This window comes from Vibrio sp. LaRot3 (assembly GCF_027587025.1).
Classification (GTDB): Bacteria; Pseudomonadota; Gammaproteobacteria; order Enterobacterales; family Vibrionaceae; genus Vibrio.
The window spans coordinates 475,220-500,761 of the sequence record NZ_JAPPTI010000001.1 but is presented as its reverse complement, the minus strand read 5'-3'; the positions used below and the strand labels follow the sequence as shown (position 1 = coordinate 500,761).

Genomic DNA, 25,542 nt, shown 5'->3' with positions numbered 1-25,542 from the left:
AGACAAGTGCAAAACCTAATAATAAGGTTAAATAACGAACTGACCGAATTAGAATGTCAGCAGCGAAACTATCTAGTATTGATGGGAAACAACAGGCATAAAAAAAGACGTCCTAAGACGTCTTTCTTCAAGAATGTGGCGGTGAGTGAGAGATTCGAACTCTCGATACGTTGCCGTATACACACTTTCCAGGCGTGCTCCTTCAGCCACTCGGACAACTCACCGAATCAAATTTTGGTTAGCGCTGTCGGCTAACGAGGCGCTAATTTAATGATTATAACCAGTTAGGTCAACCCTTAACGGGAAAAAATCACGATAAGGTGAGCTAACTGGTTACGGAGTAACTGATGTGACGAACATTCCACCAGCTACACTTGAGAGTAGTAACCCGGCACTTTGAACCATTTACGGCACATATCTAAGAAGTAACCATAAACCACGCCCATTCCGCACGATACCACTGCATTAGAGGCAACAGCCGTCATGATTTGATCCGAAGATGCACCTACAACTAACAAAATGCCCGCATAAACTGGCGATTGAAATAAAACGTAAGCAACGAGGTCCGAGAGGTTTTTCATACGACTTGAAGCAGACAGCTTTTCACCCTGTCGCAACACGAAATCTCTAAAAAAGCCGTATGGCCATGCGATGGCAATGTTTACGGGGATCGATAACGTTCGCGACGCTAACGACTGTTCAAACGTCATACCCGAAACAAAGATCTCTATGATCATGCCAGAAATAAAGCAAAACACCACCATGGCAAACGTATCTGCTGCAGCGTGGCGAATACAGAAAGGACCACGAACTTTCATACCAAAACCTCAAAACAAATCACTATTAACTACAACAAAGAACAATATAAATCACCATAATTATACGATCATGGCAGTTAGTTGCGCTATTAGAGCATGAAAATATTAGATTTAGATTCTATTTTTGAGTAAGTTTGGTAAATAAAGCACTGGTTTTGAAAATAAAACTAGAGAAAACGACTACTATTAGCCGTTCCCTCTAGAATTCATTGTAAGTTGAACCAAAAATGTAATTTATTTTCAGTAATCTTTGAGGAGAACCGTAAGAACATCGAGTTGATGTGCGGTTGGAAGCTCTTTATCTTCGAGCAGAGATGAAATTAATGCGATCAGGTTCTCAGTAGAATCATGAGCTACCGAAACGACATGCTCCAAAATCACATGAAGTATTCGGGAGACTTCATCATAAAGTTGGTCTTCCACCGCAATATATAAGGAGATAAGTTGCTGTTCTGTATTGAAATCATCTTTCACAGTTTTGGAAGTAGAGACCGAACCAAATTGATAGAGCTTGCTAGAGTATCGATGTAAGGCATCATCGAGTTCTTTTTCATTGATAGGTTTAGAAATGATGTAATCCACACCAGCGACTAACATCCTTTCTCGCGTTTCTTTAAATAGATCAGCAGTACAACCAAAAATGAGGGTATTGGCTTGCTTGGACTTAAGCGCTCTAATTTCGCTCGTCGCGGTAATGCCATCTTTTATTGGCATATGATTGTCCATTAAAATCAGATCGTATTGTCCACTTTCGACTTCTTGAACAGCTGCTTCGCCATTTTCAACGCAATGACATTCAAAGCCTTTACTGCTCATGAATGTTTTGATGATGATAGTGTTGGTTCTATTATCTTCAACGATCAACGCTTTTAAGCCGGTGTAATCAAGCTTGCGATGTTCTACTATTTCTAATTCACCCGGTGGGCAAATTTCCATATCAAGTAGAATATCAAAGGTTGTGCCCGCCCCTACGGTGCTTTGCAACGAAATATCACCATCCATCAACTCGGTAATTTGTTTCACAATCGCAAGGCCAAGCCCTGTGCCACCAAAGCGTCGAGTGGTTGAAGACTCCGCCTGTTCAAACGGGTTGAAGATTTTATGCTGAGCGGTCTTATCAATGCCGATGCCAGAATCTTTTACTTTAATGTTCAAGAAATTTCGGCCATCGACGGTGACTTCATCAAAATGCGCTTCAACCGAACCTGAAGCAGTAAATTTAACCGCGTTATTTAGGAGATTGAATAGCACCTGTCTTAAACGTGCTTTGTCCGAGCGGTACCAACGCTCTTTCTCCACGTGGTTAATAATCTTAAACTCCAATCCTTTCTCAGAGCACAAGGTGTAATACACACTGTTGATACTGCCAATAATAGATTCAAGTGGAAACTCAGCGCGCTCTAACTCTAAATGGCCTTGCTCTATCTTTGAAAAGTCCAATATCTCATTGAGGAGCAACATCATGTGATCCCCTGAATCGTATAGCGTTTTCAGGTGCTTACGCTGTTCATCATCCAAATCGGTTTTCAACAAGATTTGCGCCGTACCCAATACCCCATTCATTGGAGTACGAATCTCGTGAGAGATCGTGGCTAAGAAAGCACTTTTCGCTTTCGTTGAAGCTTGCGCTTTTCGCTTCTCTTGCTCCAGAAAGACGGTCTTTTGGTTGAATGCATCAATCAGATGTTTGATTTCATCCTTGCTTTGATAGCTAAAATCGATGATGCCGCCTTCTTTTGAGTCATCCACCTTTTTTGCAATAATCGCGATAGGCTCAATTAAATAGCGGTTAATCACCACGTAACCCAAAAGCACGCAGATGATCATGATTGGCATTAAGCCAAATTCGACCTTACCCACCAAGTCATAGACTTGTTCAGTCACTAAGCGTTTGGCGTTTACGACATCAATATTCCAGTTGAACTGACCAAATTGATTACGGCTAATATAGATGTCTTTAGTGATTTGGAAATTGTGTTCTGTAATCACATCACCGTAGCCATCACGTACCACGACACCTAAGTTATGCTCTTCTGCATGGAGGCGAACGAACTCAACCAAACTGACTAATGCGACATCTATCGTCGCAACTCCAGCAAACTTATCGTCAACATAATAAGGGGCAGACGCTGTGATCATTTGTACGTGCGTGAACGGATCAATATAGACAGGAGACCAACTGACTGTTCCCAAAGGTTTATCGACCACTGAAGTATACCAAGCCTCATTATCGTAGCCACCAGATTGTGGATTATCCCAAGAGTAGATCTGATCCACTACCCCATCACTCGCACGATTGAAGAAGAGGCTTTTGTATGGCGTTTGTTGATCAACCGAATATGGAATTGGCCACAAACCACCACTGACGGCAACGCCATCGACGACAGAAAAGAGAGAATGAAGCATCTCTGCTTGTAACGATTGAGATCTGCCCGTATTACCAATACTAACGATACTTTGTAGTATCCCAAGTGAGCTATTGAGTGGGGCCTCAATTTGGCTAGAAATGATTTTGGTTCGGGAATCGAGATTTTGCACCAATTGATCGCGAATTGGCGGTTCAACCACTAAATAACTCACCGTACCTACCGTCGCTAATACTATAGCGAGGTAAGCCGCCAAAGCTAAAATGCTTTTCCTTTTGAGCGAAGATCGTATTTCCATAACCAACTGAATTTTTGATGTTTATGAAAAATTATAGTCAATAGTTGGTAACAGCAACCTATTTTTGTGTGATTGGTGCTGTTACTATTGTTTTTTTGAATCTAGCTATCGGTAACCATTTTGATACTACAACAACTTCTTTCTTTGCCAGAGCTGCAAGATAAACTGATTAATGAAGCGAAATCTCGCGGTTTTATTACCGCTATGGCAGCCGCGCCTCACACCTTAGACCCTCATGAATGGCTACCATTCTTATGGGGTGGTGAAGAAGTCGCACCATTTCAAGATGGTGAACAGCTAGAGAGCTACATCGAGCAAATTATTGCGATTTGGAATGAATACCGCCCAGCGTTACTCAACAACACTTGGCAATGGCCGGATGGTTGTGAGTTAGACGAAGAAGAGATCGTTTCAGAGCAAACTCGTGATTTCTGCGAGGGGCTACTTCAAGGCTGGCAACTTGCACGTGATGATTGGGAATCAATCATGCCAGAGCAGAGTGAAGACAATGCCCTATTAGGTGGCGTATTGCTTTCTCTTAGCATGCTGTACGATCCTGAGACCTCAATTGCCACGCTAGCAGAGCAAGGTATTGAAGGCCTTGAGCAGTTTGAAGAGATCTTCAACGCTATGCCGACCATGCTATCAGGCTTAACCATGCGTGGCGTACAGCTGGTTGAAGCTAACGCATAAGCAGTTCGTATTTAATCTAGAAAGGGCTTCAGATATGAAGCCCTTTTTCTATTTTAACCTATCCCATTTAAAGTCTTCTATCCGCTCATCAGCGATATAAAACAACTTCGTACCCGGAGTAATGGCTACGTTGAGATCAGGGTTAAGCTCAATATTTTGTTCAGCCTGAATCGCGATTAGCGTTGCTTGATAGTCTCGCTTCATAAACATGAACACCTGCTCGACATGGGTTTCGCTCGCGTTTTTAGGGTAAAAAGTCGAGTACTGAGTCATTCCGCGCGTTGAAGCGAGTAGCTCTTGGTGCAATGCACTTGATCCTGGGTCTACCGCCGCCTTCGCGAGCATTTCTGCACCTACCGCAGGGATGCATTCAGCATTTGGACAATGTTGGCTTAGAAGCGCACTCAACGCCTCATCTTTGAAGTAAGCCACTAAATGGGCATCAGGATTGATGTTGGAGCAATACAAAGCTGAAGACAGAGTAATGTCATCTTCAAGGTTATCGACGATAATGCAGCTAGCGTCTGCGATACGCGCATTCGTCATCTCTTGACTATCGGTATAACTACTCACTTTAACGAACTCAATTTCGCCAGGGAGTGGATTTTCAATATCCGAACGAGAGCAAAGCACAATCGGACGATTGCCCTCTTCTTCATGTTGTAGCATACGAATCATATGCAAGGTACGTTGGCCATTCCAGCCTAATAATAAAATATGATCGTTCACACTCACTTTCCTCTTCCCTAACACTCCGGCACGCCAGTAATCGATAAGCCCTGTCGCGACTCTCCCTAACAAAGCAGCAAACAGTGCTAGCCCTCCAGGGATAACAATAAGCGCAACCACCCACTTACCTATATCGGATTGCGGCGAGAAATCACCATAACCAACCGTCGATGCTGTCACCATCAAATAGTAAACAAACTGACCAAAGCTAGAGGTCAGCTCATATTCCCCAGCCCAAATAAGCAAGGACCAACACACTGCAAGATAGAGCAGTAACAATAGTAATAAGTTGCGATTGGTGATGGTAAATAGATTTGCCTGAATCTTTCTTTTTAAATAGAGCCAAATCCCCATGAACCTTCCTTTTTATCTGTATCCAATCTTTTTATAGCAAATGGTGTTGGGTTTGATAACCGTTTGGTAATGTCTTGATAAAAAAAAGACCAGCCATAGGGCTGGTCTCTTACGTTTTGGGGTAATTACGCGTTACCCTTAACTTGCATATTCAGTTCTTCGGCAAAATCTAGCATACGATTCAGTGGGATAAGCGACTTCACGCGAAGCTCATCATCAACAAAAATCTCATGTTCTTCACCGCCATCTTTCAACGCTTTTTCGATAGCATGTAAGCCATTCATTGCCATCCAAGGACAGTGTGCACAGCTACGACATGTTGCACCTGCGCCCGCTGTTGGCGCTTCAATCAGCTCTTTCTCTGGAACAAGCTGCTGCATCTTGAAGAAAATGCCTTTGTCCGTTGCTACGATCATCTGCTGATGAGGAAGTTCTTTCGCGGCTTTGATAAGCTGGCTCGTCGAACCTACTGCATCCGCTAGTTCAACCACGCTTGCTGGCGACTCTGGGTGCACTAAAATAGCAGCATCAGGATAAACCGATTTCATCTTACGTAATGCGTCTGCAGAAAACTCATCATGCACAATACACTCGCCCTGCCACAACAGCATATCAGCACCTGTTTTATTGGCAATGTAAGAACCTAAATGGCGGTCTGGACCCCAGATAATAGGCTTATCTTCCGCGTCTAAATGCTCAACGATCTCTAATGCGATGCTTGACGTTACCACCCAATCTGCACGCGCTTTCACCGCTGCAGAAGTATTCGCGTACACCACGACAGTATGGTCAGGATGGGCATCACAAAACTCGGTAAACTTATCTGCTGGGCAACCCAAATCAAGCGAACATTCCGCTTCAAGAGTTGGCATAAGAATGCGCTTTTCAGGTGTGAGAATCTTTGCAGATTCCCCCATAAAACGAACACCACCGATGATCAGAGTGCTCGCCGGATGACGGTTACCAAATTTGGCCATTTCAAGTGAATCACCGACAAAACCGCCGGTTTCTTCTGCCAAAGCTTGGATTTCAGGATCGGTATAGTAGTGCGCGATAAGTACCGCGTCTTTTTCTTTCAAAAGCTGTTTAATGTTTTCGATGTGCGCCTGTTTTTGTTCTTGTGAGAGAGGCGTTGGCTTAGGAGGAAAAGGATAAACAGTTTCGATTGTATCTAGAATGTGACTCATTGCTTTGCTCTACGCAACTTCCGTTAATCCGAGTATTGTAACTCCGATCGACGTCAAGAATCAAAGTGCATTCAAAGCAAGCCAAGAATATAAAAAGAGATGCATAAGCATCTCTTTTTATTATTTGAGTTTTTCTTGAGCAATTTTAGCTGAAGCACTATCGGGGTATTCAGATACCACTTGCTGATAATACTTGTTCGCTTGCTCTGAATTGCTGTTTCGCTCAGCAATATCACCCAGTTTCACCAACGCATCAGCTCGCTTATTTGAGTCTTTGTACGCGACAACAGCGGCAAAGCTCTTAACGGCTTCTTTATCTTGCTTGTTCGCAAAATAGAGCTGGCCAAGCCAATAGTGTGAATTTGGGGTAAAACTAGAATTCGGAAAGTCTTTTTGGAATTGAGTAAAGGCCTCGATTGCACCTTTGTAGTCACGTTTTTCTAAAATGAGATCAACGGCGTTTTGATACGCAGTTTGCTCATCGACATTCGTCGTAAACGTGCCTTCCGTTGCGCTATTTTCTGCAGGTTGTTCTTGAGGTACAACTGCAGGTGCTTGATTACGAACTTTATCGAGTTCAATAAACAGCTCGCGCTGACGCTGCAACATTTGCTGCATGTCGTAATTATTCTTTTCGATTTGTCCACGTAGCTCGCTGATCTCAAGCGCCATATCATTCAATTGCTGCTGCATTTGAAGTTGAACACGATTGCGATTTTCTAGAAGGCGTTCTAAACGTTGGACGTCGGTTTCGTTGGAAGAGAATGAAGAGCTACTGGAACTGCTACCAATATCTGATACTGGAGCTGGTGCAGCGAACGCTAGGTTCGCTGCACTTGCCAGTAACGTAAGCGTAAAAACTTGCTTTAAGTTACTGAACATCAGGTCATCCCCGAATTAGTACACTAGAACTGCGCGGCGGTTCTTAGCGTATGCTTCGTTAGTTTGACCTAGAAGAAGAGGTTTCTCTTCACCGTAGCTAACGATAGAGATTTGATCTGCAGTTACACCTAGTGCTTGTAGGTATAGAGATACTGCTTGTGCACGACGCTCGCCAAGTGCGATGTTGTACTCAGGAGTACCACGCTCATCTGCGTGACCTTCGATAGTTACTTTGTGAGCAGGGTTAGTGCTTAGGTAAGCTGCGTGTAGAGCTAGAACTTTCTCGTAATCGCTGTCGATAGTTGCGTTATCGAATGCGAAGTAGATAGTTGAAGCTTTCATTGCTGCTTCTTTTAGCTCTTGCTCAGATAGTTGACCAACTTGATCAATCGGAGTCGCTACTGTGTTAGAAGAGCCGTTGTTAGTTTCCGAGCCAGAAGCATTTGCTGCGTCGTTGCTCGAGCTACACGCCGTTACCGCTAGAACTGGTAGTGCAATTAGTAGCCCTTTAAGAACTTTGTTCAGTTGCATTGTTATGATTTCCTTAATTATTGATACTTATTTGCTACAAAAACGGTGACCACGCAGGTGCACGGACGCGCCCATTTGTTGCCGGTAGTCGAGCCTTAAAACGCCCATCTATAGAAACCATCGACAGCACATTTGCTTTGTTATAGATAGAACTATAGATAACCATTCCGCCATTTGGAGCAATACTTGGTGATTCGTCCAACAGTGTTTTAGTTAAAATTTGCACCGAGCCTGTTTCTAAATCTTGCTTTGCAAGATTAAATCCAGAATTGCTGCGATTAACCATCACTAAGAAGCGACCATCAGGGGTAATTTGTCCCCCCAAGTTTTGACTGCCTTGCCACGTAATACGACTCGTAGCCCCGTCTGCCAAATTTACTCGATAAATCTGTGGTTTACCACCCCGATCCGAAGTGAAAATCAATGATTTTCCATCGGGATGCCAAAATGGTTCTGTATTATTTGATCTGCCACGCGTTATTTGCGTCAATTTACGTGATTTGATGTCGAACGTATAAACCTGCAAACTGCCTGTTTTCGACAATACCAAAGCTAACGTTTTACCATCAGGCGAGAATTTTGGCGCACCATTATGACGCGGGTATGACGTGAGTTTCTCACGCTCACCTGTGTAAATGTTCATCACGTAGATTTCTGCTTGGCCATTTTGGAAGCTAACATACGCTAACTTCTTACCATCAGGCGACCAAGACGGCGACATTAACGGCTGCTTAGAGCGCAAAACCAAGCGCTCATTGTAACCATCATAATCAGCAACACGTAATTGATACGGATACGAGTCTTTATCGTTAACCACTACATAGGCGATGCGAGTCAAAAATGCACCACGATCACCCGTTAGCTGCTCATATACCAAATCTGCGATACGGTGCGCATATTCACGTAAACGCTTTGCAGGGACAGTCGCACGCTTATTAAAAAGAACATGGTCTTTAGATAGAACCAATTCACCGTCCTCACCTAACGCTTTACTTTGGCCTTTGGTTAGTTGACCACGTGCAACGTCGATAAGCTGGTAATTAATAGCATAGCTACCGTCTGCATTTTGAGAAATAGTGCCTGTTAATAATGAATCAACGCCAAGTTGAGTCCATGTCTCAAAATTTACTTCACTCTCATTGTAAGGCGTTTGCGGCATTTTGCTGGTCGCAACAGGGCTAAACTTACCACTACGCTGTAAATCTGAAGCAATCACGCCAGAGACGTCTTGCGGTAATGGCGTATTCCCTTCCCATTTGAAAGGCACAATCGCGATTGGACGTGCAGAGTCGATACCATCGGTGATGACCAGTTCAAGTGCTGCATTAGCAAATTGAACGCTACTCGCCAAGACGAGCGTTAATCCTAATATAAGTCGCTTTAACACAAGCTAATCCTTTAATTAAAGTTCAACGGTTAAATTGATGTCTTTTAGTTTATTCACTACATCTCGATCTGTCGGTAGTGGAAAACTAGGTACTTGAGCGACCGCACGTTTTGTTGCCGAACAAACGCGGCTATCGCCCTCTAACACTCTAAGATCGCCAACTAGCGCGTCCGACCCGGTAGGAATCAAACGCAAGTTAACTCGACAAGACTTTCCCCGAAAGTACTCCTCTACCCTAAGATTTTGTTTTATCAGCTCCGTATATATTGCAGCGTAGCGGCTAATTTCGCTTGCCACAAATTGACCTTTCGCTTGGCTATTTTGCTGGTTTTCCGTTTCTAAGCCGGCGAAAATGTCATTTAAAGCGGCTTCTTGCTCTTTACGCTCACGTTCGATAGCCTCTAAACGCTCTTTCTCTATACGGGCTTTCTCTGCCGCCTCTTTGGCCGCTTTCTCTTTCGCTATGCGCTCTTTTTCCGCTTTAGCCGCAGCTTCACGCTCTTTACGCGCTTTTTCTTCAGCTTCTTTTGCCGCTTTTTCTTTGGCAATACGCTGCTGTTCTGCTTTCGCAGCTGCTGCTTCTTTCGCTTTGCGTTCTTCTTCCGCTTTACGAACCGCTTCTTCTTTCGCTTTACGCTCTTTTTCTAGCTTAGCCGCGCGCTCTTTTTCCTTTTGAACACGTTGCTCTTCAGCCTTACGTTCTTTCTCTTTTTGCACCCGCTGCTTTTCTGCTTCGCGGGCCGCTTTCGCCTCTTTTGCTTGCTGCTCTTTTAGCTTGCGAATACGTTCTTCTTCAGCTTTACGGTTTTTCTCTAGCTGCTCACTTTCTCGACGCAACTTATCAAGACGTGCCTGCTCTTTCTTAGCCGCAGCTTCTCTTTGACTACGAATTTGCTGAGCTTGTTGACGAACCAAAGCAGGGTCAATCACCACAGCCTCAACCATACGCCCTACCGGCTCAGGTTTAGACATAGTGAAATCCGTACCCCAAATCAGAGCAACAACTAGAGCCGCATGCAAAGCGACCGAGATGGCTATCGGCGTGCCTAAGTTGTTTGATTTTTTTCTTGTATCTTTCATGGAGTAATTGAACTTATTCCTTAATGTCAGTCAGTAACCCTACTTTCGGGATACCGGCGCGACTTAGTTCATCCAATAACAATACGATGTCAGCGTATGGCGTTGCAGCGTCTCCGCCAACAGCCACGGGCGATTTAGGATTGATGCTCAGCTCCGCTTTTACTCGAACAATTAAGTCTTGCAAAGAAATACCGCGCATCACTTCCTCATCGTTGACACTCAGACCTAAATTACCATCACGATCAATTTCGACGATAATAAAGCTAGCATCACTGTCTCCAGCCATTTCTTGTGCGGATTGCGCTGACTCAGTTTGAGGCAGCTCAACTTCCACACCTTGGGTAACGAACGGAGAAGTCACCATAAAGATGATCAACAGTACCAACATCACATCGATATAAGGTACAACGTTGATCTCGGCTGTCATCTTCCGCTTTTTACGTTGATAACCGGCCATGTGTTACTCCCTGCCCGCCATAGCCTGACGGTGTAACACACTGTGGAATTCTTCTGAGAAGGTCGCGTAGTTATGTTCTAGCTTAGAAACTTTGTTGCTTAAGCGGTTGTATGCCATTACCGCAGGGATTGCAGCAAATAGACCCATCGCTGTCGCGACCAACGCCTCAGCGATACCTGGCGCGACCATTGCAAGTGTCGCTTGCTTAACTTCACCTAGGGCGATAAAGGCATGCATGATGCCCCACACGGTACCGAACAAGCCAATGTATGGACTGATTGAACCAACGGTAGCAAGGAAAGGTAAGTTTGTTTCAAGATCGTCAACTTCACGCGCGACAGCGACACGCATCGCTCGGCCTGTGCCTTCCATAATGAAGTCTGGTGATGTCGCATTTGATTTACGTAAGCGTGCAAACTCGGTAAAACCAGAGTAGAAAATCTCTTCTGTGCCTGTTAACTCATCTTTGCGCTTTTTTACCGCTTGGTAGAGTACGGAGAGATCGTTACCTGACCAAAATTTGTCTTCAAAAGCTTCGGCATCTTTTGCGGCTTGAGAAAGTGCTTTACTGCGCTTAATGATCATTGCCCAAGAAACAATAGACATACCAAGAAGAAGTAACATGACCACCTTTACCGTTAAACCGGCTTGTAAAAATAGGTCAAGGATTGAAATATCAGCGGTCACTAGCAGAAAACTCCGTAATTATTGATTGAGGGATAGCCTTAGGCCTCATCCTTTGATTGTCGATACATGCTACCTTAACCATTGCTCTGCACAATGTTTTGCCATCAGGATTTACGATCTCCTGACAGAAAGTAAGGGAGGCTTTTTTAAGTTCAGAAATGGTGGTTTTCACAGTGAGCTGATCATCAAGTCGCGCGCCCTGTAAAAAGTCGATATCCATGTGTCGGACTACAAAACCCGTATTTTGTACCAAAAGAGAGTGTTGCGAAACATTAACCGAGCGCAAAAGCTCAGTTCGTGCTCGTTCAAAGTACTTTAGATAGTTTGAATGGTACACCACGCCACCTGCGTCAGTGTCTTCATAGTAAACCGTTACCGGCCATTCAAAGGCATTTTGGGATGATTGCACTAGCTCGTCCGACATTCTTACAAATAAGCCGTTACTATAACGCATCTCATTGAATTTTGTGCAAGTAGGATTGAACGATTTAAGATGCCCCCCAAAAAAATAACGCCAGTTTATAAAAACTGGCGTTATTAGATGACAATATGACGTTATTTTAAGCGCTTTGCTTACGTAAAGTAGGCGTAAGTAAGGTAACTCAAAATCGACAGACTAAAGTATGGGCTAAATAGAATTTGCCAATACCAGCTATGAGGCTTAAAAGAGAGTCCATACACCATGCTTGAGCAAATAGCCCAAATCATTAGCGGCGAAATGACACTATTAAAACCACCGATTGCAAATGAGTATGCTTCTGGGTCCCACATCACCATAGCAACATGGAAAAAGCCTAAAATAAGCGATAAGGCTCTAAGTAGAGCCTTATCCATAGGGGCATGCAAGCATGCCACCTTGTCAGCGAGATTACTCACTGTCTTTGTCCATCATTTCTGTGTGCTCTAGCCAAAGAGCGTTGATGATACCGAATGCACAAGCAAGTAGTACACCTAGAATCCATGCGAAATACCACATAGTAAATGCTCCTTAGTAAAGTGAGTTTTTGTTGTCTTCGATAAACTTATTATCCAAGCGACCAAACATCTTGTAGTAAGTCCAAGTTGTGTAGCCAAGGATAATAGGAACCATCACAGCCGCAACAGCTGTCATTAGGTTCAACGTCAACTCAGATGAAGTTGAGTCCCACATTGTCAAACTATGGCTGTACACCTCGCTTGACGGCATTACGAATGGGAACATTGCAAAACCAGCCGTTAGTACAACACCAGCGTTACCCAAGCTTGAGAATAGGAAAGCAAAGCCGCCTTTCTCAAAGCGAGATGCAAGCACAGCAAGTAGTGGCATTGCCACACCAAGAGCCGGTGCCGCCCACATTAGCGGGTATGTCTCGAAGTTGTTCATCCAAGCGCCCATCTCACGTACCACTTCTTTGTTAAGTGGGTTAGATGCTGCGTTAGTATCGATAACGCTAGTGATAACGTAACCTTCGATAGACTGAATCCAGAAGCCACCAGCAACAAATAGAGCAACCGTCAGTAGACCAGCAATTTGCGCGACGTTACGTGCACGAGCGTGAACTTCGTCTGTTGTCTTCATTTGAAGCCATGCTGCACCTTGCATCACAATCATGAACAAGCTTACTAGACCACAAAGCAGAGCAAATGGGTTTAGCAGTTCAAAGAATGTGCCGTGGTACGTTGGCATCATAAATTCGCTTAGCTTAAATGGAACACCTTGCAGAAGGTTACCAAACGCTACACCGAAGATAACTGGTGGTACAAAACCACTTACACAGATTGCCCAGTCCCAAGCATTACGCCAGCGAGGGTCTTCAATCTTCGAACGGTAATCAAGACCAACCGGACGCAGCCATAACGCAGCCAGTGTTACGATCATTGCTAGGTAGAAACCCGAGAATGAAGTCGCGTACACAAGAGGCCATGCAGCGAATAGCGCACCACCCGCCGTGATAAGCCAAACTTGGTTACCATCCCAGTGAGGAGCAATCGAGTTAATCATTACACGACGCTCAGTGTCATTTTTACCGATTACAGGTACAAGCGCGCCAACGCCCATATCAAAGCCATCAGTAATTGCGAAACCTACCATCAGAACACCGATCAGTACCCACCAGATAAGTCGCAAGATTTCGTAATCAAACATAATGTATCTCCTTACCTTACGCTTCTACTTGGCGGCTAACTTTGTCTTCTACAGAGTCAGCGTTTTGCTCAAAGTGGTAACGGCCTGTTTTCAGGCTGCTAGGACCTTTACGAGCGAACTTCAGCATTAGGTATACTTCTGCAACCAACAATACTGTGTAAAGCGCTAGAATCACGAATAGAGATGTCCAGATTTCGCCAGCAGTTAGAGAAGATGCCGCTACGTGAACAGGAAGGATTTCACCTACAGCCCATGGTTGACGACCGTACTCTGCTACAAACCAACCTGCTTCAATCGCAATCCATGGAAGTGGAATACTCCAAAGTGCTGCCTTAAGAACCCAAGGTTTCTGTTCGATTTTCTGACGACACGTTTGAATAAACGCAGCACCAAATACGAATAGCATGATGAAGCCACAAGCAACCATGATACGGAATGACCAGAATAGAGGCCAAACAGTAGGGATAGAATCATCCGCAGCCGCTTGAATTTGGTCTTCGCTCGCATCCACAACGTTGTCTGTGTAACGCTTAAGAAGTAGACCGTAACCTAGGTCACCTTTTACTTCGTCGAACGCAGCCATGTTTTCAGGCGTTTTCTCACCTGCACGTAGCTTCTCTAGTAGTTCGTATGCGTACATACCAGTGCGAATACGCTCTACGTGCTCTTCACGAAGGTCATGGATACCCGTAACTTGCTCATCGAATGAACGCGTAGCAATGATACCCATCACGTAAGGGATTTTGATTGCGTAATCCGTTTCCATTGTTTCTTGGTTAGGTAGACCAAAAACAGTAAACGCGGCTGGAGCTGGCTCTGTGTGCCATTCTGCTTCTACAGCTGCTAGTTTTACTTTTTGTACTTCACCAAGCTCATAGCCTGATTCGTCGCCAAGAACGATAGTAGAAAGGATTGCTGCCATACCAAAAGAAGCAGCGATTGCAAATGAACGACGCGCAAATGCAACGTCACGGCCTTTAATTAAGTACCATGAGCTGATGCCAAGAATAAACATTGCACCACACGTGTAGCCAGATGCTACTGTGTGTACGAACTTAACCTGAGCAACTGGGTTAAGAACAACCTCAGCAAAGCTCACCATTTCCATACGCATGGTTTCAAAGTTAAATTCAGCGCCAACTGGGTTTTGCATCCAGCCGTTTGCAACAAGGATCCAAAGTGCCGAGAAGTTAGAGCCTAGTGCTACTAACCAAGTTACAACTAAGTGTTGACGTTTCGACAGTCGATCCCAACCAAAGAAGAATAACCCGACAAAAGTGGATTCTAAGAAGAAAGCAACAAGGGCTTCAATGGCTAGCGGCGCACCAAAGATGTCACCGACATAGTGAGAATAGTAAGACCAGTTAGTACCAAACTGGAATTCCATGGTTAAGCCTGTGGCAACACCAAGGGCAAAGTTAATACCGAACAGCTTACCCCAGAACTTGGTCATATCCTTATAGATTTGCTTGTTCGTCATTACGTACATTGATTCCATGATGGCTAATAAGAAAGCCATACCTAGAGTCAAAGGTACGAATAAAAAGTGATACATCGCTGTTAAAGCAAACTGCAACCGCGACAGATCAACAATGTCAATCATGATAACTCCTATGTGTCGGCTGAATGACACGCTCTACATTTCTGCTTCCAATCTCGAAAGTTGAACGTTTTCGAGAAATGTTTATAAGAAAACATATTTGTTGCAAATATGTACTACATTGGTTAGTTAATTGTTAAGCATCAGCTAATATAGCTATGACTAATATTACTTGGAAAACCCGCTTGTTTCAAAAGGTTTATAGGGAAAATTCGCTTTGATCTAGATCAAGTATGATTTCTGAGTTTTGAGCAAAAAAGCATCACATTGATGCAGATCAATTGTAGAGGAGTATTCAGGTGACTAAATGGTGAAAATGCGACTCACAGAGGGTGAAAAAGCGCGAAAGGTATTAACATTCAACGATAAAAGGTTACTTATATATAAATTGGACAAATTTAATAAATGTGACCTGAAACACATGACTTACGTGCAAAGCTATTTTGTTAATGGCAAAAAGCTAAGTATTCATAATCTGTTGTATTTACTTATAAATACTTAGCTGCGCAAAATAAATAGCACTAGGAAAATTCTATTTATCTACTCCAAAATGTAAATATGCTCTATCTGTCGCAATTCGCCCGCGAGGGGTGCGTTGTAGATAGCCTTGTTGGATTAGATACGGCTCTAACACGTCTTCAATTGTATCACGCTCTTCACCAATAGCCGCGGCCATATTATCAATCCCTACCGGGCCACCACCAAATTTTTCCATTATCGCTAACAGCAGTTTGCGGTCCATATAATCGAAGCCTTTGGCATCGACATCTAACATATTCAGGGCTTTATCTGCGATTTCAGCGCTAATATGTCCGTTGGATTTAACTTCTGCGTAGTCACGTACTCGTCTCAACAGACGGTTTGCAATACGCGGAGTACCCCGTGCTCGACGCGCAACTTCCAATGCACCATCGGCTTCCATGGATAAACCAAGGCAATCAGCGCTTCTTTGAACGATATGCTGTAAATCTTCAACTTTGTAGTATTCCAATCGCTGAGTGATACCAAAACGATCACGCAAAGGCGAAGTCAGTGAGCCAGCTCGTGTTGTCGCCCCAATCAAAGTAAAAGGCGGCAGATCGATTTTAATCGAACGAGCAGCCGGTCCTTCACCAATCATAATATCCAATTGGTAGTCTTCCATCGCTGGATAGAGCACCTCCTCTACCATTGGGCTCAAGCGATGTATCTCATCAATGAATAGTACGTCATTTTCTTCAAGATTGGTCAATAGTGCGGCTAAATCTCCCGCTTTTTCTAGCACTGGGCCCGAGGTGGTACGGATGTTGACATCCATTTCATTGGCAACGATGTTAGCTAATGTGGTTTTACCCAAGCCAGGAGGACCAAAAATCAATAAGTGGTCGAGTGCTTCTTCACGTAATTTGGCCGCTTTGATGAAAATTTCCATCTGATCACGCACGTGATCTTGGCCTTCATAATCTGACAGTTTCTTAGGACGAATTGCTCTATCAATAACGTCCTCGTCTTTAAAGACCGGATTCTCTGGAGCGATGAGGCGATCGGCTTCAATCATTCAAATCTTTCCTATTACACCATGGATTTTAGAGCATGCTTAATCAGCTCTTCAGCACTCATATCAGGCTGCAATACCTGAGCAATCACTTTTGAAGCTTGAGTAGGCTTATAACCTAACGCAAGTAAAGCACTGATTGCTTCTTCTTCAGCATTGGTATTTGTCGCTTGCGGTACGCTATCAATCGGCGCAGCGTCAGTAAATGGCGTAAACAGATCGCCTGCGCTCCAGCCTTTGAGGCGGTCTTTCATTTCAACCACTAAGCGCTCTGCTGTTTTCTTACCCACACCCGGCAGTTTTACTAATGTGGAGATATCTTCGCGTTCGACACTGGCAACAAATTGACTTGCAGTCATGCCCGACAAAATACCTAAACCCAGCTTAGGCCCAACACCATTGGCTTTAATAACTTCACGGAATAACGCGCGCTCTTTAACGGTATTAAAGCCATACAGTAACTGCGCGTCTTCACGAACGACAAAATGGGTATAAATGATGGCTTCTTCGCCGACATTGGGTAACTCATAGAAACAGCTCATTGGCATTTGAACTTCATAGCCAATACCGTTGACTTCAATTAATAGTTCAGGCGGTTGTTTTTCAAGCAAAATACCACGTAGACGTCCAATCACAAAGAGACCTTTTGAAATTGCTGGTTTGAATAATAATGGAATGATGATAATCAATAACTGGATGGATAGCCAGTAAAAATCCGACTACCCAACAATAGAGGAAGGCTTAACGATAACGTCCGCGACGCGCGCCCGTTGCTTTACCTGCTAGTGCCACTAAGGTTTTGTTAGTATTGGCATGACAAATCGCCACACCCAATGCATCTGCAGCATCGGCTTGAGGTCTTGCAGGGAGTTTGAGCATTTGTTGCACCATATGCTGCACTTGTTCTTTGTCTGCGCCACCAGTGCCTGTTACCGCTTGCTTTATCAGACGAGCAGCGTATTCATGTACTGGTAAGTCGGCATTCACTGCCGCGACGATAGCACTGCCTCGTGCTTGCCCAAGCTTTAGAGCAGAGTCAGCATTACGCGCCATAAAGACTTGCTCAATCGCAAAAACATCAGGTTGAAACTGCGTGATGATTTCAGAGACACCCGCAAAGATTTGCTTTAAACGACCTGGCAGCTCTTTCTCTGAAGTTCGGATACAGCCACTGCCAAGGTATTGCAAATGACGGCCTTGTTGACGAATGACGCCATAGCCGGTGATACGAGAACCTGGGTCGATACCCAAGATGATAGACATTAATAACCTTACTCACTAACTGTTATTGCCGTAGTGTATAGCAGCCTCTAAAGAATGGCGAGAGCTCATCCCCCACGAAAAGCGAGGCTGTTCAATGTTTACCCTTTAGCCAACAGTGAGTATTGCCCTTGCGGCTAGTCCGCTTTCAAGCGTGACTTCTATCGCCGCTACAGGTTCTTGATTGAGCTTCTCGCCGCTCCAGTAATCATGCCAATCGACAGGATGATCAGCGGTCAAAGTCACTTCGCGAGCGGGTTGTTGGTAATTGAATAAGCAATGTAGGTCATTGTTATGCGTCAAACGCAAATAACCATGATGTAAATTCAAACAAGAAAACTTCACCGCGTCTTGGTTGCGGGTTTGACGTATCAAGAGCTTATCAAGGCTTTGCTTGGCAAATGGCGTCAAATCGCAGAGAGGATCGCCTGACATCAAAGTCCCTGCGCTGGCGAGCAATACCGTGCGATGGAAGTCGTAACTCTTTCGTTCCGTTGCTTGATTTGGCAGCGAGACAAAGGTCGCGCAATCGGGATCAATTTGCCATAAGCGGCGATGTTGCCAACTACGCAAAAATGTCTCTTTTGCGATTTGTTCGAACCTACGCTCATCCCGTTCAACATCATCACTCACGCGCATGATGTCGACTAAGCCAAGTGATGGCCACATAGGTGCGTTACAACCAAGTAGTAACGCATCCCCTGCCCCTTCCGATATTGCTTCCATACCCATTCGATATGCTTCAACACCAGTGATGCCCGATTGATAGCGAATCCCTTTGAGTGTCCCCCAGTAGTTGGCGTCCAGTTTAAATAGCTCAATGCCCCACTCATTACGCATGTGCGCGACCACTTGGGTAATGTGCTCTTGCACATCTGGGTTGGTCATATCAAGAATATACCAAGGTGTGCAGCGCCAGCCTGCGTAGGTCACTTCCTCGGCTTTCATTGGCTCACCTTTGTCATTATGGACAAACCAATCAGGGTGCTGCCTAAACAGTTCAGACTCTGCTTGTGCGATAAATGGCGCAAGCCAAATTGCGGGTTTCTTTCCTAACGCTTTAATCTTCTCGATGACCGTTTGAACACCTGAAGTGAATTTATCTGATGGTGTCAGCCAGTCGCCCATGTAAGCTTGGTAGCCATCATCAATGAGCAAATAGTCAAGCTTAGGAAAGCGCTCAGCCATCGCTGCAAGGTTGGTCAGTACTTTGTGCTCAGATACATTGGCGTAATAAGCATACCAAGAGCACCACCCTGTCGGTGCAGGTGCAACCACACCGTTTCTGATGGGGTGATGATTAGCAATTCTTTGGCTGTATCGTTGATACAGGCGGCTTAAGTTCGTGTCCTTTAATACCACTACCGACTCAAGATTTAATGATGACCATTGTTGAGGCAAGGTTTCCTCACCATCAATATAGGCGGTGACACGTTTCAAATTTTCCTGCTCTGCTATCGAGAAATAACCAGCAAAACGGTTGCAGGAGGTAAAACCAAACAAGGTGTAGCCGATGGAATCGCCGATCACTAAGTAATTGTAAAAGCGCTTACGGGCGTTAACTGGGTAGATTCGGTAACTCGTGCTGTTATCAGGACAACGACCAATATCTTGTAGATTGTCTAATTGCCCTTTGGTTTGCGCGAGCATCTGAAAACCGTCGCCATACAAGGTCGCTTGCTGCTCAACAACAGTATCAAGGTGAAATAGCGCGTAATCTGAACCGATAGGATCGTTAGATAAGCCTGAGTAGGAAAAGTGCAACTCGTTCCCTTGCAACGTCGCTTTCAGGTTCGCATTACTGATATGAACTTCGACCTGACAATCTAACACTATCGAGTTTGGCATGGTTACCTCAACACACTGATCCATTTAGAAGTATTACAGCATTGGGTAAGTTTGATGTCTATTTTGTCAGTGATACAAAACGTTAGGTATTTCACGTTTCAAATCGAATAGTTACTAAGTACCAGATTTCTATAATAAACAGATAAAAAAAATACCAGCCCGAGAGCTGGTATTCATTATCACTTTTTATCCACTATCGAAATTTAGTTAATTTCGATTGGACCACCAAATGAGGTAACTGGTGGCACTTTACCACGGAATTTCTCAAACTCAACGATACAAGTGTTTGCCGATGTCGCCTGAGCTAGCTCAGATGAACCGATATCCATTGTTAGCGTGTTTGGATCGCCGTAAGTACAGATAGCACCTTCTTTCTCATTTAGAGGGCCGTACCATGCACCTTCTTCGATGCGAATAACACCGCGTGGGTAGCTATCAGTCAGTACAGCACCAGCAAGTAGCTGACCACGGTCGTTGTACACGCGTACTAGATCGCCGTCTTTAATGCCTTTCGCTTTCGCGTCAGCTGGGTTGATGTACACAGGCTCACGACCTTTCACTGCGTAAGTGGCACGGAACTCTTCCGATTCACACATTTGCGAGTGTAGACGCTTGTCTGGGTGACATGACTGTAGCCAGAACGGGAATTTGTCTGAGCCAGGACCACCGTGTGAACGTTCTGTCTTCTCAAACCACATTGGGTGCTCTTGACAGTGTTCATAACCGTAGCGACCGATCTTACGTGACGTAATTTCGATGAAGCCTGATGGCGTACCTAGTGCGTTGATCTCAGGATCTTTACGGAAATCAGCGTGACGAACCCAAGGCTGGCCAACACCAAAATCTAGTACGCTCTCTTCCCAGAATTGATCAAATTCTGGCATGTCGAACTTCGCTTTATTCGCAGCACGACAATCATCATATAGAGAACGAACCCATTGCATTTCATCCATGCCACGAGTGTACTCTTTGTGACGGCCGAAACGACGTGTTAGTTCTGTAAAGATGTCAAAGTCAGTCTTAGATTGGAACAATGGATCCACTAGACGGTGCATTGCAATCAGACCTTTACCTGAGTAAGAACCGTAAACGTCAATGTCGTTACGTTCGAACTGAGTACACGCAGGAAGAACGATGTCAGAGAAGCGACAAGTCGCTGTCCAAGCAAATTCAATTGTTACTACAGTTTGTAGCTGTTTGAATGCTTTCTTCATGCGGTTACGGTCTTGGTGGTGGTGCCAAGGGTTGTTGCCCGAGATAACCATCATCTTGTAGCCCGGAAGCTTCACTTTAGAGCCGTTGTAACGAATCTCTTTACCTGGTTCTAGTAGACAGTCAATCCAGCGTGCAACTGGGATTGTCTTACTAAAGCCATTGAAGTCATTGTTGTCCCACTTGGGCTTATCATCTGGGTTACGAGGGAAACCACCCGGTGCCGCGAAGCCAGTTGAAGGAACACCGATACCTGAGTAGTGGTGACCGTAAGAAATACCGCCGCCCGGCAGACCGATTTGACCAACCATCGCTGCAACTACCGCTGCTGCCCAGTAAGGCTGCTCACCGTGCTCTTGACGTTGAATACACCAACCCATCAGGATCTGTGTACGACCGTTCACTAACATGCGTGCAAATTCACGAATCTTATCCGCTTTAACGCCACAGATTTCCGCGGCCCACTCAGGAGTCTTAACCACTTTATCTTTGGTTTCACCCTGAACGTACTTGATGAAATCATCGAAGCCTAGACAGTAAGTCTTAATGAACTCTTTGTCGTGTAGGTCTTCGTTGTATAGCACGTGCGCCACAGCAAGCATGAACGCCACGTCTGTCATCGGGTTGATGTACAGGTGATCGTTCTCTAGGAAACGTTGTGTCTTGTTCTTCACTGGGTCAACAGAAAGAACGTTGATTTCGCCTTTCGCAACTTTTTCTTTTAGTTGCTCTAGGTAAGGGAACGATTGGTGTGTCTCACAGTTCCAACCTACTTGTAGGTTTTTCACTGGGTCGTTCGCCCAAAGAACAATGTTGTCAGAGTTCTCTAGGATCTCAGACCAAGAAGTACCTTGTGCGTAAACTTCTGTAGAGCCAAGAACGTAAGGCAGAATTGTCTGACCTGCACCCGTCGAGTAGTCACCTACTTTCGTGATGTAGTTACCGTGCATGCCCACTGCGCGTTGCATGTGGCTGGTACAGCTGTGGAACTGACCAGTTTGACGCCAGCCTGTTTGGCCTGCGTGCAGTGCCCAAGGACCGTAATCTTTCTGTACGCGTTCTAGTTCACGGTAGAATAGATCAAGCGCTTCATCCCAAGTAACACGGATGAAACGGTTGTCACCACGTGTTTCAGCACTGTATTTGTGCTTCTTCAGCCAATCAAGGCGAACCATTGGATAACGAACACGTGAAGGGCTGTAAATAATACCCTTGATGCCGTTGATCATATCTGTCGGGTTAGTATCCGACTCAAGAGGCTTAATCTCTTGAACTTTACCACCGTAGATGTGGGCGCGGAATGCACCCCAGTGAGAACCTGAAACTTTCCAAGTTCCCGTTGTTTCTGCTGCGTTTGCTGATGCTGATGCCAATAAGCTTGGACCAATTACTGACGCTGCACTTGTGGTTGCTACACCTTTAAGAAAACTTCTTCGTGTAATAGCCATTTTCATTACTCCGTATGACGCTTATTAGTGGTGACCTTCAACAAAATCTGAAGAGTGCTTTTGTAGGTACTTAAGTACTAGCGCTTCGCTGTCTGTATCTAGGTTAACGAATGCAAGCATGCCGTTAAACATACCAGGCCATGTGTTCGCATCGAAGTGCGCTTCGTCTGGTTGAGTGTGACATACAGAACAGTTAGTGTTGTACGACTCGCTCGCTTTCTCCCAGATAGGAGTCACGTCATTAAGCATCGCTTCTTTCTTCATCCAAACTGTTGCGGTTACTTTTTCCCAAGGCAGACCAGTTAGTTCATCAACTTTCTTCTCGCCTTTCGCTACCACGTCGTCGCTTAGTGCTGCTTCTTTCAATAGAGAGCCTACTGCGATGTTCATACCGAAATCTTCTTGGATTACACGACCAAAGCCTTTCGCTTTACGCCAGCCGTCAATCTCAACTTTCATCATGTCGCCGCTTTCTTCAAGCATTGTTACAGTTGATGCTGGGTTTAGAAGACCCGCTTCTTGTGTCGCTTTATCATCAAAGTACATAGGAAGGTGACGAACACTCACAAGTGCGTTACCTACAGAGTAATCTGTGCTAGAAGCCAATTGCTCTAGCTCGCCCACGATACCACCGATGCTGTCCATACCCGCAGGAAGTTTGTGCGCGATACCTTTGTGACAATCGATACAGCTTTGATCTTTCTCTGCCGCTTGCTTCATCTGGATGCGAGCTGTAGGAGACATTAGATCAAAGTCCATTGATTCGTAGTTGTGACAGTTTTTACACTCTAGAGATTTGTTTGCAGAGAAACGATCCCATTCGTGTTTTGCTAGTTCGATACGACGCTCTTCGAATACGCCTTCTTCATCGTAGTTGCCAAACACTTGTGCAAATACTTCTTTAGAAGCCTGCATTTTACGTGCAATTTTGTCTGTCCAGTTGTGAGGTACGTGACAATCAGGACAAGTAGCACGAACACCAGAGTGGTTTTTCCAGTGAACAGTTTCTTGAAGCTCTACGTATACGTTGTCACGCATGGTGTGACAGCTAATACAAAATTCTTCTGTGTTAGTCGCTTCTAAAGCCGTATTAAAACCACCCCAGAAAATAACGCCAGCAACAAAGCCGCCCATAGTCAGCACACCAAGGCTGATATGAACCGCAGGACGCGTCATAGTGCGCCACAGTTTAATAATCATATTTTTCATGACTTGCTCTCTTAAAATTCTAATTTATAAGTGCGGTCGGAGGTCAAGGCTTAACCGTGAACGCCAGGAGGACCAAAGAAGAACACTTGTAGCGCCCAGACGATAAAACCGTAACCGCCTACGAATGCCACACTTAGAATTGGAAAAAGAACCACTGTGATGAAGAGGAAAGACTTCCACTCCAGCGAAGATTTCTCGCCTTTTTCAATTTTGTTAACATCACTCATACATTTGCCTATTGCGTATTTTGTGTTATTGGATAGCTCTTATAATCAAGCTATAAGTTTGACTATTTCTATTTAAAAATTTTAGACCATACCAATAGTAGGGTTCAATCAATTACTCCCTTATCCCGTCTGTTATCCAACACTTTTTTGAGGTCATCCAGATATGTGTTTGAATAAAAAATCATGTATAAAAAAGCGTGCATTTATGAAAAAATATTAATAATACTTTAGGGGTAACTCGGCCTCATTTTGCGAGCCATATCTCGCAGGAAAACAGGCAAAATAGAGAGTTGAATAGCAATAATTTTCATTCAAAAACAACCAACTGTTATAAAAATGTAAACTATCAGCATAGCGCAGTTTGAGTTATTCGCTAATTAGTATTCCGGGATAGATCTTCAAATTGAGGTACAATACGAAACGGGAAATTGGAGAGATTTTATGACGACTGTTGTCGATATTCCTTGGCCTATTTTAGCGCTGTTTTTTACCACACTAACAATACCATTGGGGCTAAGTCGCTACTATCAGTTAAAGATCGAAAAAGAACTTATGATCAGCGTTTCACGCATGACTTTGCAATTGATTCTTGTCGGCGTCTACCTTGAGTTTTTGTTCGAAATTAATAGCCTGTTAGTCAACCTTTTATGGCTTGCAGCAATGATTTTAATTGGCGCAAGCTCGATTATTAGTAAAACTCAGTTACCAATAAAACCCATTTTTACTTCTGTCGCACTTGGGCTTCTTGTTGGTCTAACTCCCGTGCTTTTTCTCATCTGTCTGGCCGTTGTAAAACCAACTCCGTTTTACAACGCGCAATATCTGATTCCTTTGGCCGGGATGTTACTTGGTAATTCATTAAGCGGGAATATCGTCGCGCTACAAAACCTTTTCTCGAGCTTTGAACAACGTAAAGCAGAGTATGAAGGCGCCATTTCACTCGGTGCTTCGCCTCAATACGCTACCCTACCCTTTGTGCGAGACGCGATAAGAAAGTCCATCGCACCTTCAATGGCAACAATGAGCACTAGCGGTTTGGTGACCTTACCGGGAATGATGACGGGGCAAATATTGGGGGGCGCAAGTCCTATGGTCGCGATCAAATATCAACTAATGATTATGATCGCTATTTTTGTCATGTTGATCATCGCAGTAGCCGTTACCTTGAGCCTAACCATCCGTACCAACATCACCCCGAGTGGTCGAATACTGACTTCGACGTACAAAAATTAACCAGTCATTTTCCCTAACTACGGCATTTGTAAGGTGTTATCCACAGAATCTGTGGATAACACTGTAACAGTATTGAAGATAACTCTGACAAGGAAAGTAAAAACGCGCCCCACCACAAATCAAAGCGTTCATTATTTCGCCATTCTGTTGTAATCCAATTGTCAGAATTGCTTTTTACACTCCCAACATATCGGATTAAGGGACGATAAAATGCAACAGGGACATCACAACATCGCACGTAGAAATATGGCGAATGGTTTTCTACTAACCGAGTTAGAACAGGAAGATCAAACGAACTGGCTAGTTGTCGAGCCAGCAGAGCTAAACGATGAGTATTTCGAACAGGGACAATTCAACTTGGACAACTGCTGAGCATA

General features: G+C 44.4%; 25 protein-coding genes and 1 tRNA gene. 3 read left to right on the top strand and 23 right to left on the bottom strand.

The annotated features are described in order from the left end of the window. Window positions 1–136: 136 nt before the first annotated feature. From OH461_RS02445 to OH461_RS02435, 3 genes are all read right to left on the bottom strand, one after another. Window positions 137–224 (bottom strand) — tRNA-Ser (locus OH461_RS02445). 144 nt (window positions 225–368) lie between these two features. Further along, on the bottom strand, window positions 369–818 hold the full coding sequence (locus tag OH461_RS02440; protein WP_270019045.1) for an L-alanine exporter AlaE: 450 nt from the start codon (window positions 816–818) through the stop codon (window positions 369–371). Between the two features lie 240 nt (window positions 819–1,058). After that, a complete protein-coding gene (locus tag OH461_RS02435) occupies window positions 1,059–3,482 on the bottom strand; it encodes a hybrid sensor histidine kinase/response regulator (RefSeq protein ID WP_270019044.1) in 2,424 nt (807 codons plus the stop codon). A gap of 120 nt (window positions 3,483–3,602) precedes the next feature. Between OH461_RS02435 and OH461_RS02430 the strand changes: the two genes are divergently transcribed. Then, the gene (locus OH461_RS02430; RefSeq protein ID WP_270019043.1) at window positions 3,603–4,175 is read left to right on the top strand and encodes a UPF0149 family protein; all 573 of its coding nucleotides are present in this window, start codon (window positions 3,603–3,605) and stop codon (window positions 4,173–4,175) included. A 48-nt stretch (window positions 4,176–4,223) separates the two neighbouring features. On the opposite strand, the gene OH461_RS02425 is transcribed toward OH461_RS02430, so the two are convergent. From OH461_RS02425 to torE, 20 genes are all read right to left on the bottom strand, one after another. Then, a complete protein-coding gene (locus OH461_RS02425; RefSeq protein WP_270019042.1) occupies window positions 4,224–5,258 on the bottom strand; it encodes a potassium channel family protein in 1,035 nt (344 codons plus the stop codon). A gap of 125 nt (window positions 5,259–5,383) precedes the next feature. After that, on the bottom strand, window positions 5,384–6,445 hold the full coding sequence (gene nadA / locus OH461_RS02420) for a quinolinate synthase NadA (protein WP_270019041.1): 1,062 nt from the start codon (window positions 6,443–6,445) through the stop codon (window positions 5,384–5,386). Between the two features lie 120 nt (window positions 6,446–6,565). Next, on the bottom strand, window positions 6,566–7,327 hold the full coding sequence (ybgF, locus tag OH461_RS02415) for a tol-pal system protein YbgF (RefSeq protein ID WP_270019040.1): 762 nt from the start codon (window positions 7,325–7,327) through the stop codon (window positions 6,566–6,568). Between the two features lie 15 nt (window positions 7,328–7,342). Continuing rightward, entirely contained in the window at window positions 7,343–7,858 is a 516-nt protein-coding gene (gene pal / locus OH461_RS02410; protein ID WP_270019039.1) for a peptidoglycan-associated lipoprotein Pal, read from the bottom strand. A gap of 34 nt (window positions 7,859–7,892) precedes the next feature. After that, window positions 7,893–9,245 (bottom strand): Tol-Pal system beta propeller repeat protein TolB, encoded by a 1,353-nt coding sequence (gene tolB, locus OH461_RS02405; RefSeq protein ID WP_270019038.1) that lies wholly within the window; start codon window positions 9,243–9,245, stop codon window positions 7,893–7,895. 15 nt (window positions 9,246–9,260) lie between these two features. Continuing rightward, complete coding sequence (gene tolA, locus OH461_RS02400; protein WP_270019037.1) at window positions 9,261–10,325, bottom strand: cell envelope integrity protein TolA; 1,065 nt, start codon at window positions 10,323–10,325, stop codon at window positions 9,261–9,263. A 13-nt stretch (window positions 10,326–10,338) separates the two neighbouring features. Continuing rightward, on the bottom strand, window positions 10,339–10,782 hold the full coding sequence (tolR, locus tag OH461_RS02395) for a protein TolR (protein ID WP_270019036.1): 444 nt from the start codon (window positions 10,780–10,782) through the stop codon (window positions 10,339–10,341). Between the two features lie 3 nt (window positions 10,783–10,785). After that, window positions 10,786–11,469: a protein TolQ gene (gene tolQ, locus OH461_RS02390; RefSeq protein ID WP_270019035.1), complete on the bottom strand. Its 684-nt coding sequence runs from the start codon at window positions 11,467–11,469 to the stop codon at window positions 10,786–10,788. Beyond that, window positions 11,459–11,893, bottom strand: a complete 435-nt coding sequence (gene ybgC, locus OH461_RS02385; protein WP_270019034.1) for a tol-pal system-associated acyl-CoA thioesterase — start codon at window positions 11,891–11,893, stop codon at window positions 11,459–11,461. The genes tolQ and ybgC overlap by 11 nt, the downstream gene beginning before the upstream one ends. Window positions 11,894–12,042: 149 nt before the next feature. Next, window positions 12,043–12,345 carry a cyd operon protein YbgE gene (gene ybgE / locus OH461_RS02380; RefSeq protein ID WP_270019033.1) on the bottom strand — a complete coding sequence of 101 codons (303 nt, stop codon included), beginning with the start codon at window positions 12,343–12,345 and terminating at the stop codon, window positions 12,043–12,045. Next, complete coding sequence (gene cydX / locus OH461_RS02375) at window positions 12,338–12,445, bottom strand: cytochrome bd-I oxidase subunit CydX (protein WP_000270285.1); 108 nt, start codon at window positions 12,443–12,445, stop codon at window positions 12,338–12,340. Before cydX ends, ybgE begins: the two co-directional genes overlap by 8 nt. A 12-nt stretch (window positions 12,446–12,457) precedes the next feature. Further along, the gene (gene cydB / locus OH461_RS02370; RefSeq protein ID WP_270019032.1) at window positions 12,458–13,594 is read right to left on the bottom strand and encodes a cytochrome d ubiquinol oxidase subunit II; all 1,137 of its coding nucleotides are present in this window, start codon (window positions 13,592–13,594) and stop codon (window positions 12,458–12,460) included. Window positions 13,595–13,610: 16 nt separating this feature from the next. Beyond that, window positions 13,611–15,197, bottom strand: coding sequence for a cytochrome ubiquinol oxidase subunit I (gene cydA, locus OH461_RS02365; protein WP_270019031.1), 1,587 nt, complete (start codon window positions 15,195–15,197; stop codon window positions 13,611–13,613). 529 nt (window positions 15,198–15,726) lie between these two features. Next, a complete protein-coding gene (gene ruvB, locus OH461_RS02360) occupies window positions 15,727–16,731 on the bottom strand; it encodes a Holliday junction branch migration DNA helicase RuvB (RefSeq protein ID WP_270019030.1) in 1,005 nt (334 codons plus the stop codon). A 14-nt stretch (window positions 16,732–16,745) separates the two neighbouring features. After that, window positions 16,746–17,363, bottom strand: coding sequence for a Holliday junction branch migration protein RuvA (gene ruvA / locus OH461_RS02355; RefSeq protein ID WP_270019029.1), 618 nt, complete (start codon window positions 17,361–17,363; stop codon window positions 16,746–16,748). A 106-nt stretch (window positions 17,364–17,469) separates the two neighbouring features. Continuing rightward, the gene (gene ruvC / locus OH461_RS02350) at window positions 17,470–17,991 is read right to left on the bottom strand and encodes a crossover junction endodeoxyribonuclease RuvC (protein WP_270019028.1); all 522 of its coding nucleotides are present in this window, start codon (window positions 17,989–17,991) and stop codon (window positions 17,470–17,472) included. 105 nt (window positions 17,992–18,096) lie between these two features. Further along, on the bottom strand, window positions 18,097–19,836 hold the full coding sequence (locus OH461_RS02345; RefSeq protein WP_270019027.1) for a glycoside hydrolase family 36 protein: 1,740 nt from the start codon (window positions 19,834–19,836) through the stop codon (window positions 18,097–18,099). A gap of 203 nt (window positions 19,837–20,039) precedes the next feature. Further along, window positions 20,040–22,496 (bottom strand): trimethylamine-N-oxide reductase TorA, encoded by a 2,457-nt coding sequence (torA, locus tag OH461_RS02340; RefSeq protein WP_270019026.1) that lies wholly within the window; start codon window positions 22,494–22,496, stop codon window positions 20,040–20,042. Between the two features lie 24 nt (window positions 22,497–22,520). After that, window positions 22,521–23,705 (bottom strand): pentaheme c-type cytochrome TorC, encoded by a 1,185-nt coding sequence (gene torC, locus OH461_RS02335; RefSeq protein WP_270019025.1) that lies wholly within the window; start codon window positions 23,703–23,705, stop codon window positions 22,521–22,523. Window positions 23,706–23,755: 50 nt separating this feature from the next. Next, complete coding sequence (gene torE, locus OH461_RS02330; protein ID WP_260258830.1) at window positions 23,756–23,932, bottom strand: trimethylamine N-oxide reductase system protein TorE; 177 nt, start codon at window positions 23,930–23,932, stop codon at window positions 23,756–23,758. Window positions 23,933–24,373: 441 nt separating this feature from the next. Here torE and OH461_RS02325 point away from each other — a divergent pair, with 441 nt between their 5' ends. Next, window positions 24,374–25,165 carry an ABC transporter permease gene (locus tag OH461_RS02325; protein ID WP_270019024.1) on the top strand — a complete coding sequence of 264 codons (792 nt, stop codon included), beginning with the start codon at window positions 24,374–24,376 and terminating at the stop codon, window positions 25,163–25,165. A 210-nt stretch (window positions 25,166–25,375) separates the two neighbouring features. After that, window positions 25,376–25,537, top strand: a complete 162-nt coding sequence (locus OH461_RS02320; protein ID WP_270019023.1) for a hypothetical protein — start codon at window positions 25,376–25,378, stop codon at window positions 25,535–25,537. Window positions 25,538–25,542: the final 5 nt, after the last annotated feature.

Excerpts from the sequence above, each read along its gene's own strand:
- OH461_RS02440 (WP_270019045.1), bottom strand. The coding sequence starts at position 818 with ATGAAAGTTCGTGGTCCTTTCTGTATTCGCCACGCTGCAGCAGATACG.
- OH461_RS02435 (WP_270019044.1), bottom strand. The coding sequence starts at position 3,482 with ATGGAAATACGATCTTCGCTCAAAAGGAAAAGCATTTTAGCTTTGGCG.
- OH461_RS02425 (WP_270019042.1), bottom strand. The coding sequence starts at position 5,258 with ATGGGGATTTGGCTCTATTTAAAAAGAAAGATTCAGGCAAATCTATTT.
- nadA (WP_270019041.1), bottom strand. The coding sequence starts at position 6,445 with ATGAGTCACATTCTAGATACAATCGAAACTGTTTATCCTTTTCCTCCT.
- ybgF (WP_270019040.1), bottom strand. The coding sequence starts at position 7,327 with ATGTTCAGTAACTTAAAGCAAGTTTTTACGCTTACGTTACTGGCAAGT.
- pal (WP_270019039.1), bottom strand. The coding sequence starts at position 7,858 with ATGCAACTGAACAAAGTTCTTAAAGGGCTACTAATTGCACTACCAGTT.
- tolA (WP_270019037.1), bottom strand. The coding sequence starts at position 10,325 with ATGAAAGATACAAGAAAAAAATCAAACAACTTAGGCACGCCGATAGCC.
- tolR (WP_270019036.1), bottom strand. The coding sequence starts at position 10,782 with ATGGCCGGTTATCAACGTAAAAAGCGGAAGATGACAGCCGAGATCAAC.
- ybgC (WP_270019034.1), bottom strand. The coding sequence starts at position 11,893 with ATGTCGGACGAGCTAGTGCAATCATCCCAAAATGCCTTTGAATGGCCG.
- cydX (WP_000270285.1), bottom strand. The coding sequence starts at position 12,445 with ATGTGGTATTTCGCATGGATTCTAGGTGTACTACTTGCTTGTGCATTC.
- cydB (WP_270019032.1), bottom strand. The coding sequence starts at position 13,594 with ATGTTTGATTACGAAATCTTGCGACTTATCTGGTGGGTACTGATCGGT.
- cydA (WP_270019031.1), bottom strand. The coding sequence starts at position 15,197 with ATGATTGACATTGTTGATCTGTCGCGGTTGCAGTTTGCTTTAACAGCG.
- ruvB (WP_270019030.1), bottom strand. The coding sequence starts at position 16,731 with ATGATTGAAGCCGATCGCCTCATCGCTCCAGAGAATCCGGTCTTTAAA.
- ruvC (WP_270019028.1), bottom strand. The coding sequence starts at position 17,991 with ATGTCTATCATCTTGGGTATCGACCCAGGTTCTCGTATCACCGGCTAT.
- OH461_RS02345 (WP_270019027.1), bottom strand. The coding sequence starts at position 19,836 with ATGCCAAACTCGATAGTGTTAGATTGTCAGGTCGAAGTTCATATCAGT.
- torA (WP_270019026.1), bottom strand. The coding sequence starts at position 22,496 with ATGGCTATTACACGAAGAAGTTTTCTTAAAGGTGTAGCAACCACAAGT.
- torC (WP_270019025.1), bottom strand. The coding sequence starts at position 23,705 with ATGAAAAATATGATTATTAAACTGTGGCGCACTATGACGCGTCCTGCG.
- torE (WP_260258830.1), bottom strand. The coding sequence starts at position 23,932 with ATGAGTGATGTTAACAAAATTGAAAAAGGCGAGAAATCTTCGCTGGAG.
- OH461_RS02325 (WP_270019024.1), top strand. The coding sequence starts at position 24,374 with ATGACGACTGTTGTCGATATTCCTTGGCCTATTTTAGCGCTGTTTTTT.
- OH461_RS02320 (WP_270019023.1), top strand. The coding sequence starts at position 25,376 with ATGCAACAGGGACATCACAACATCGCACGTAGAAATATGGCGAATGGT.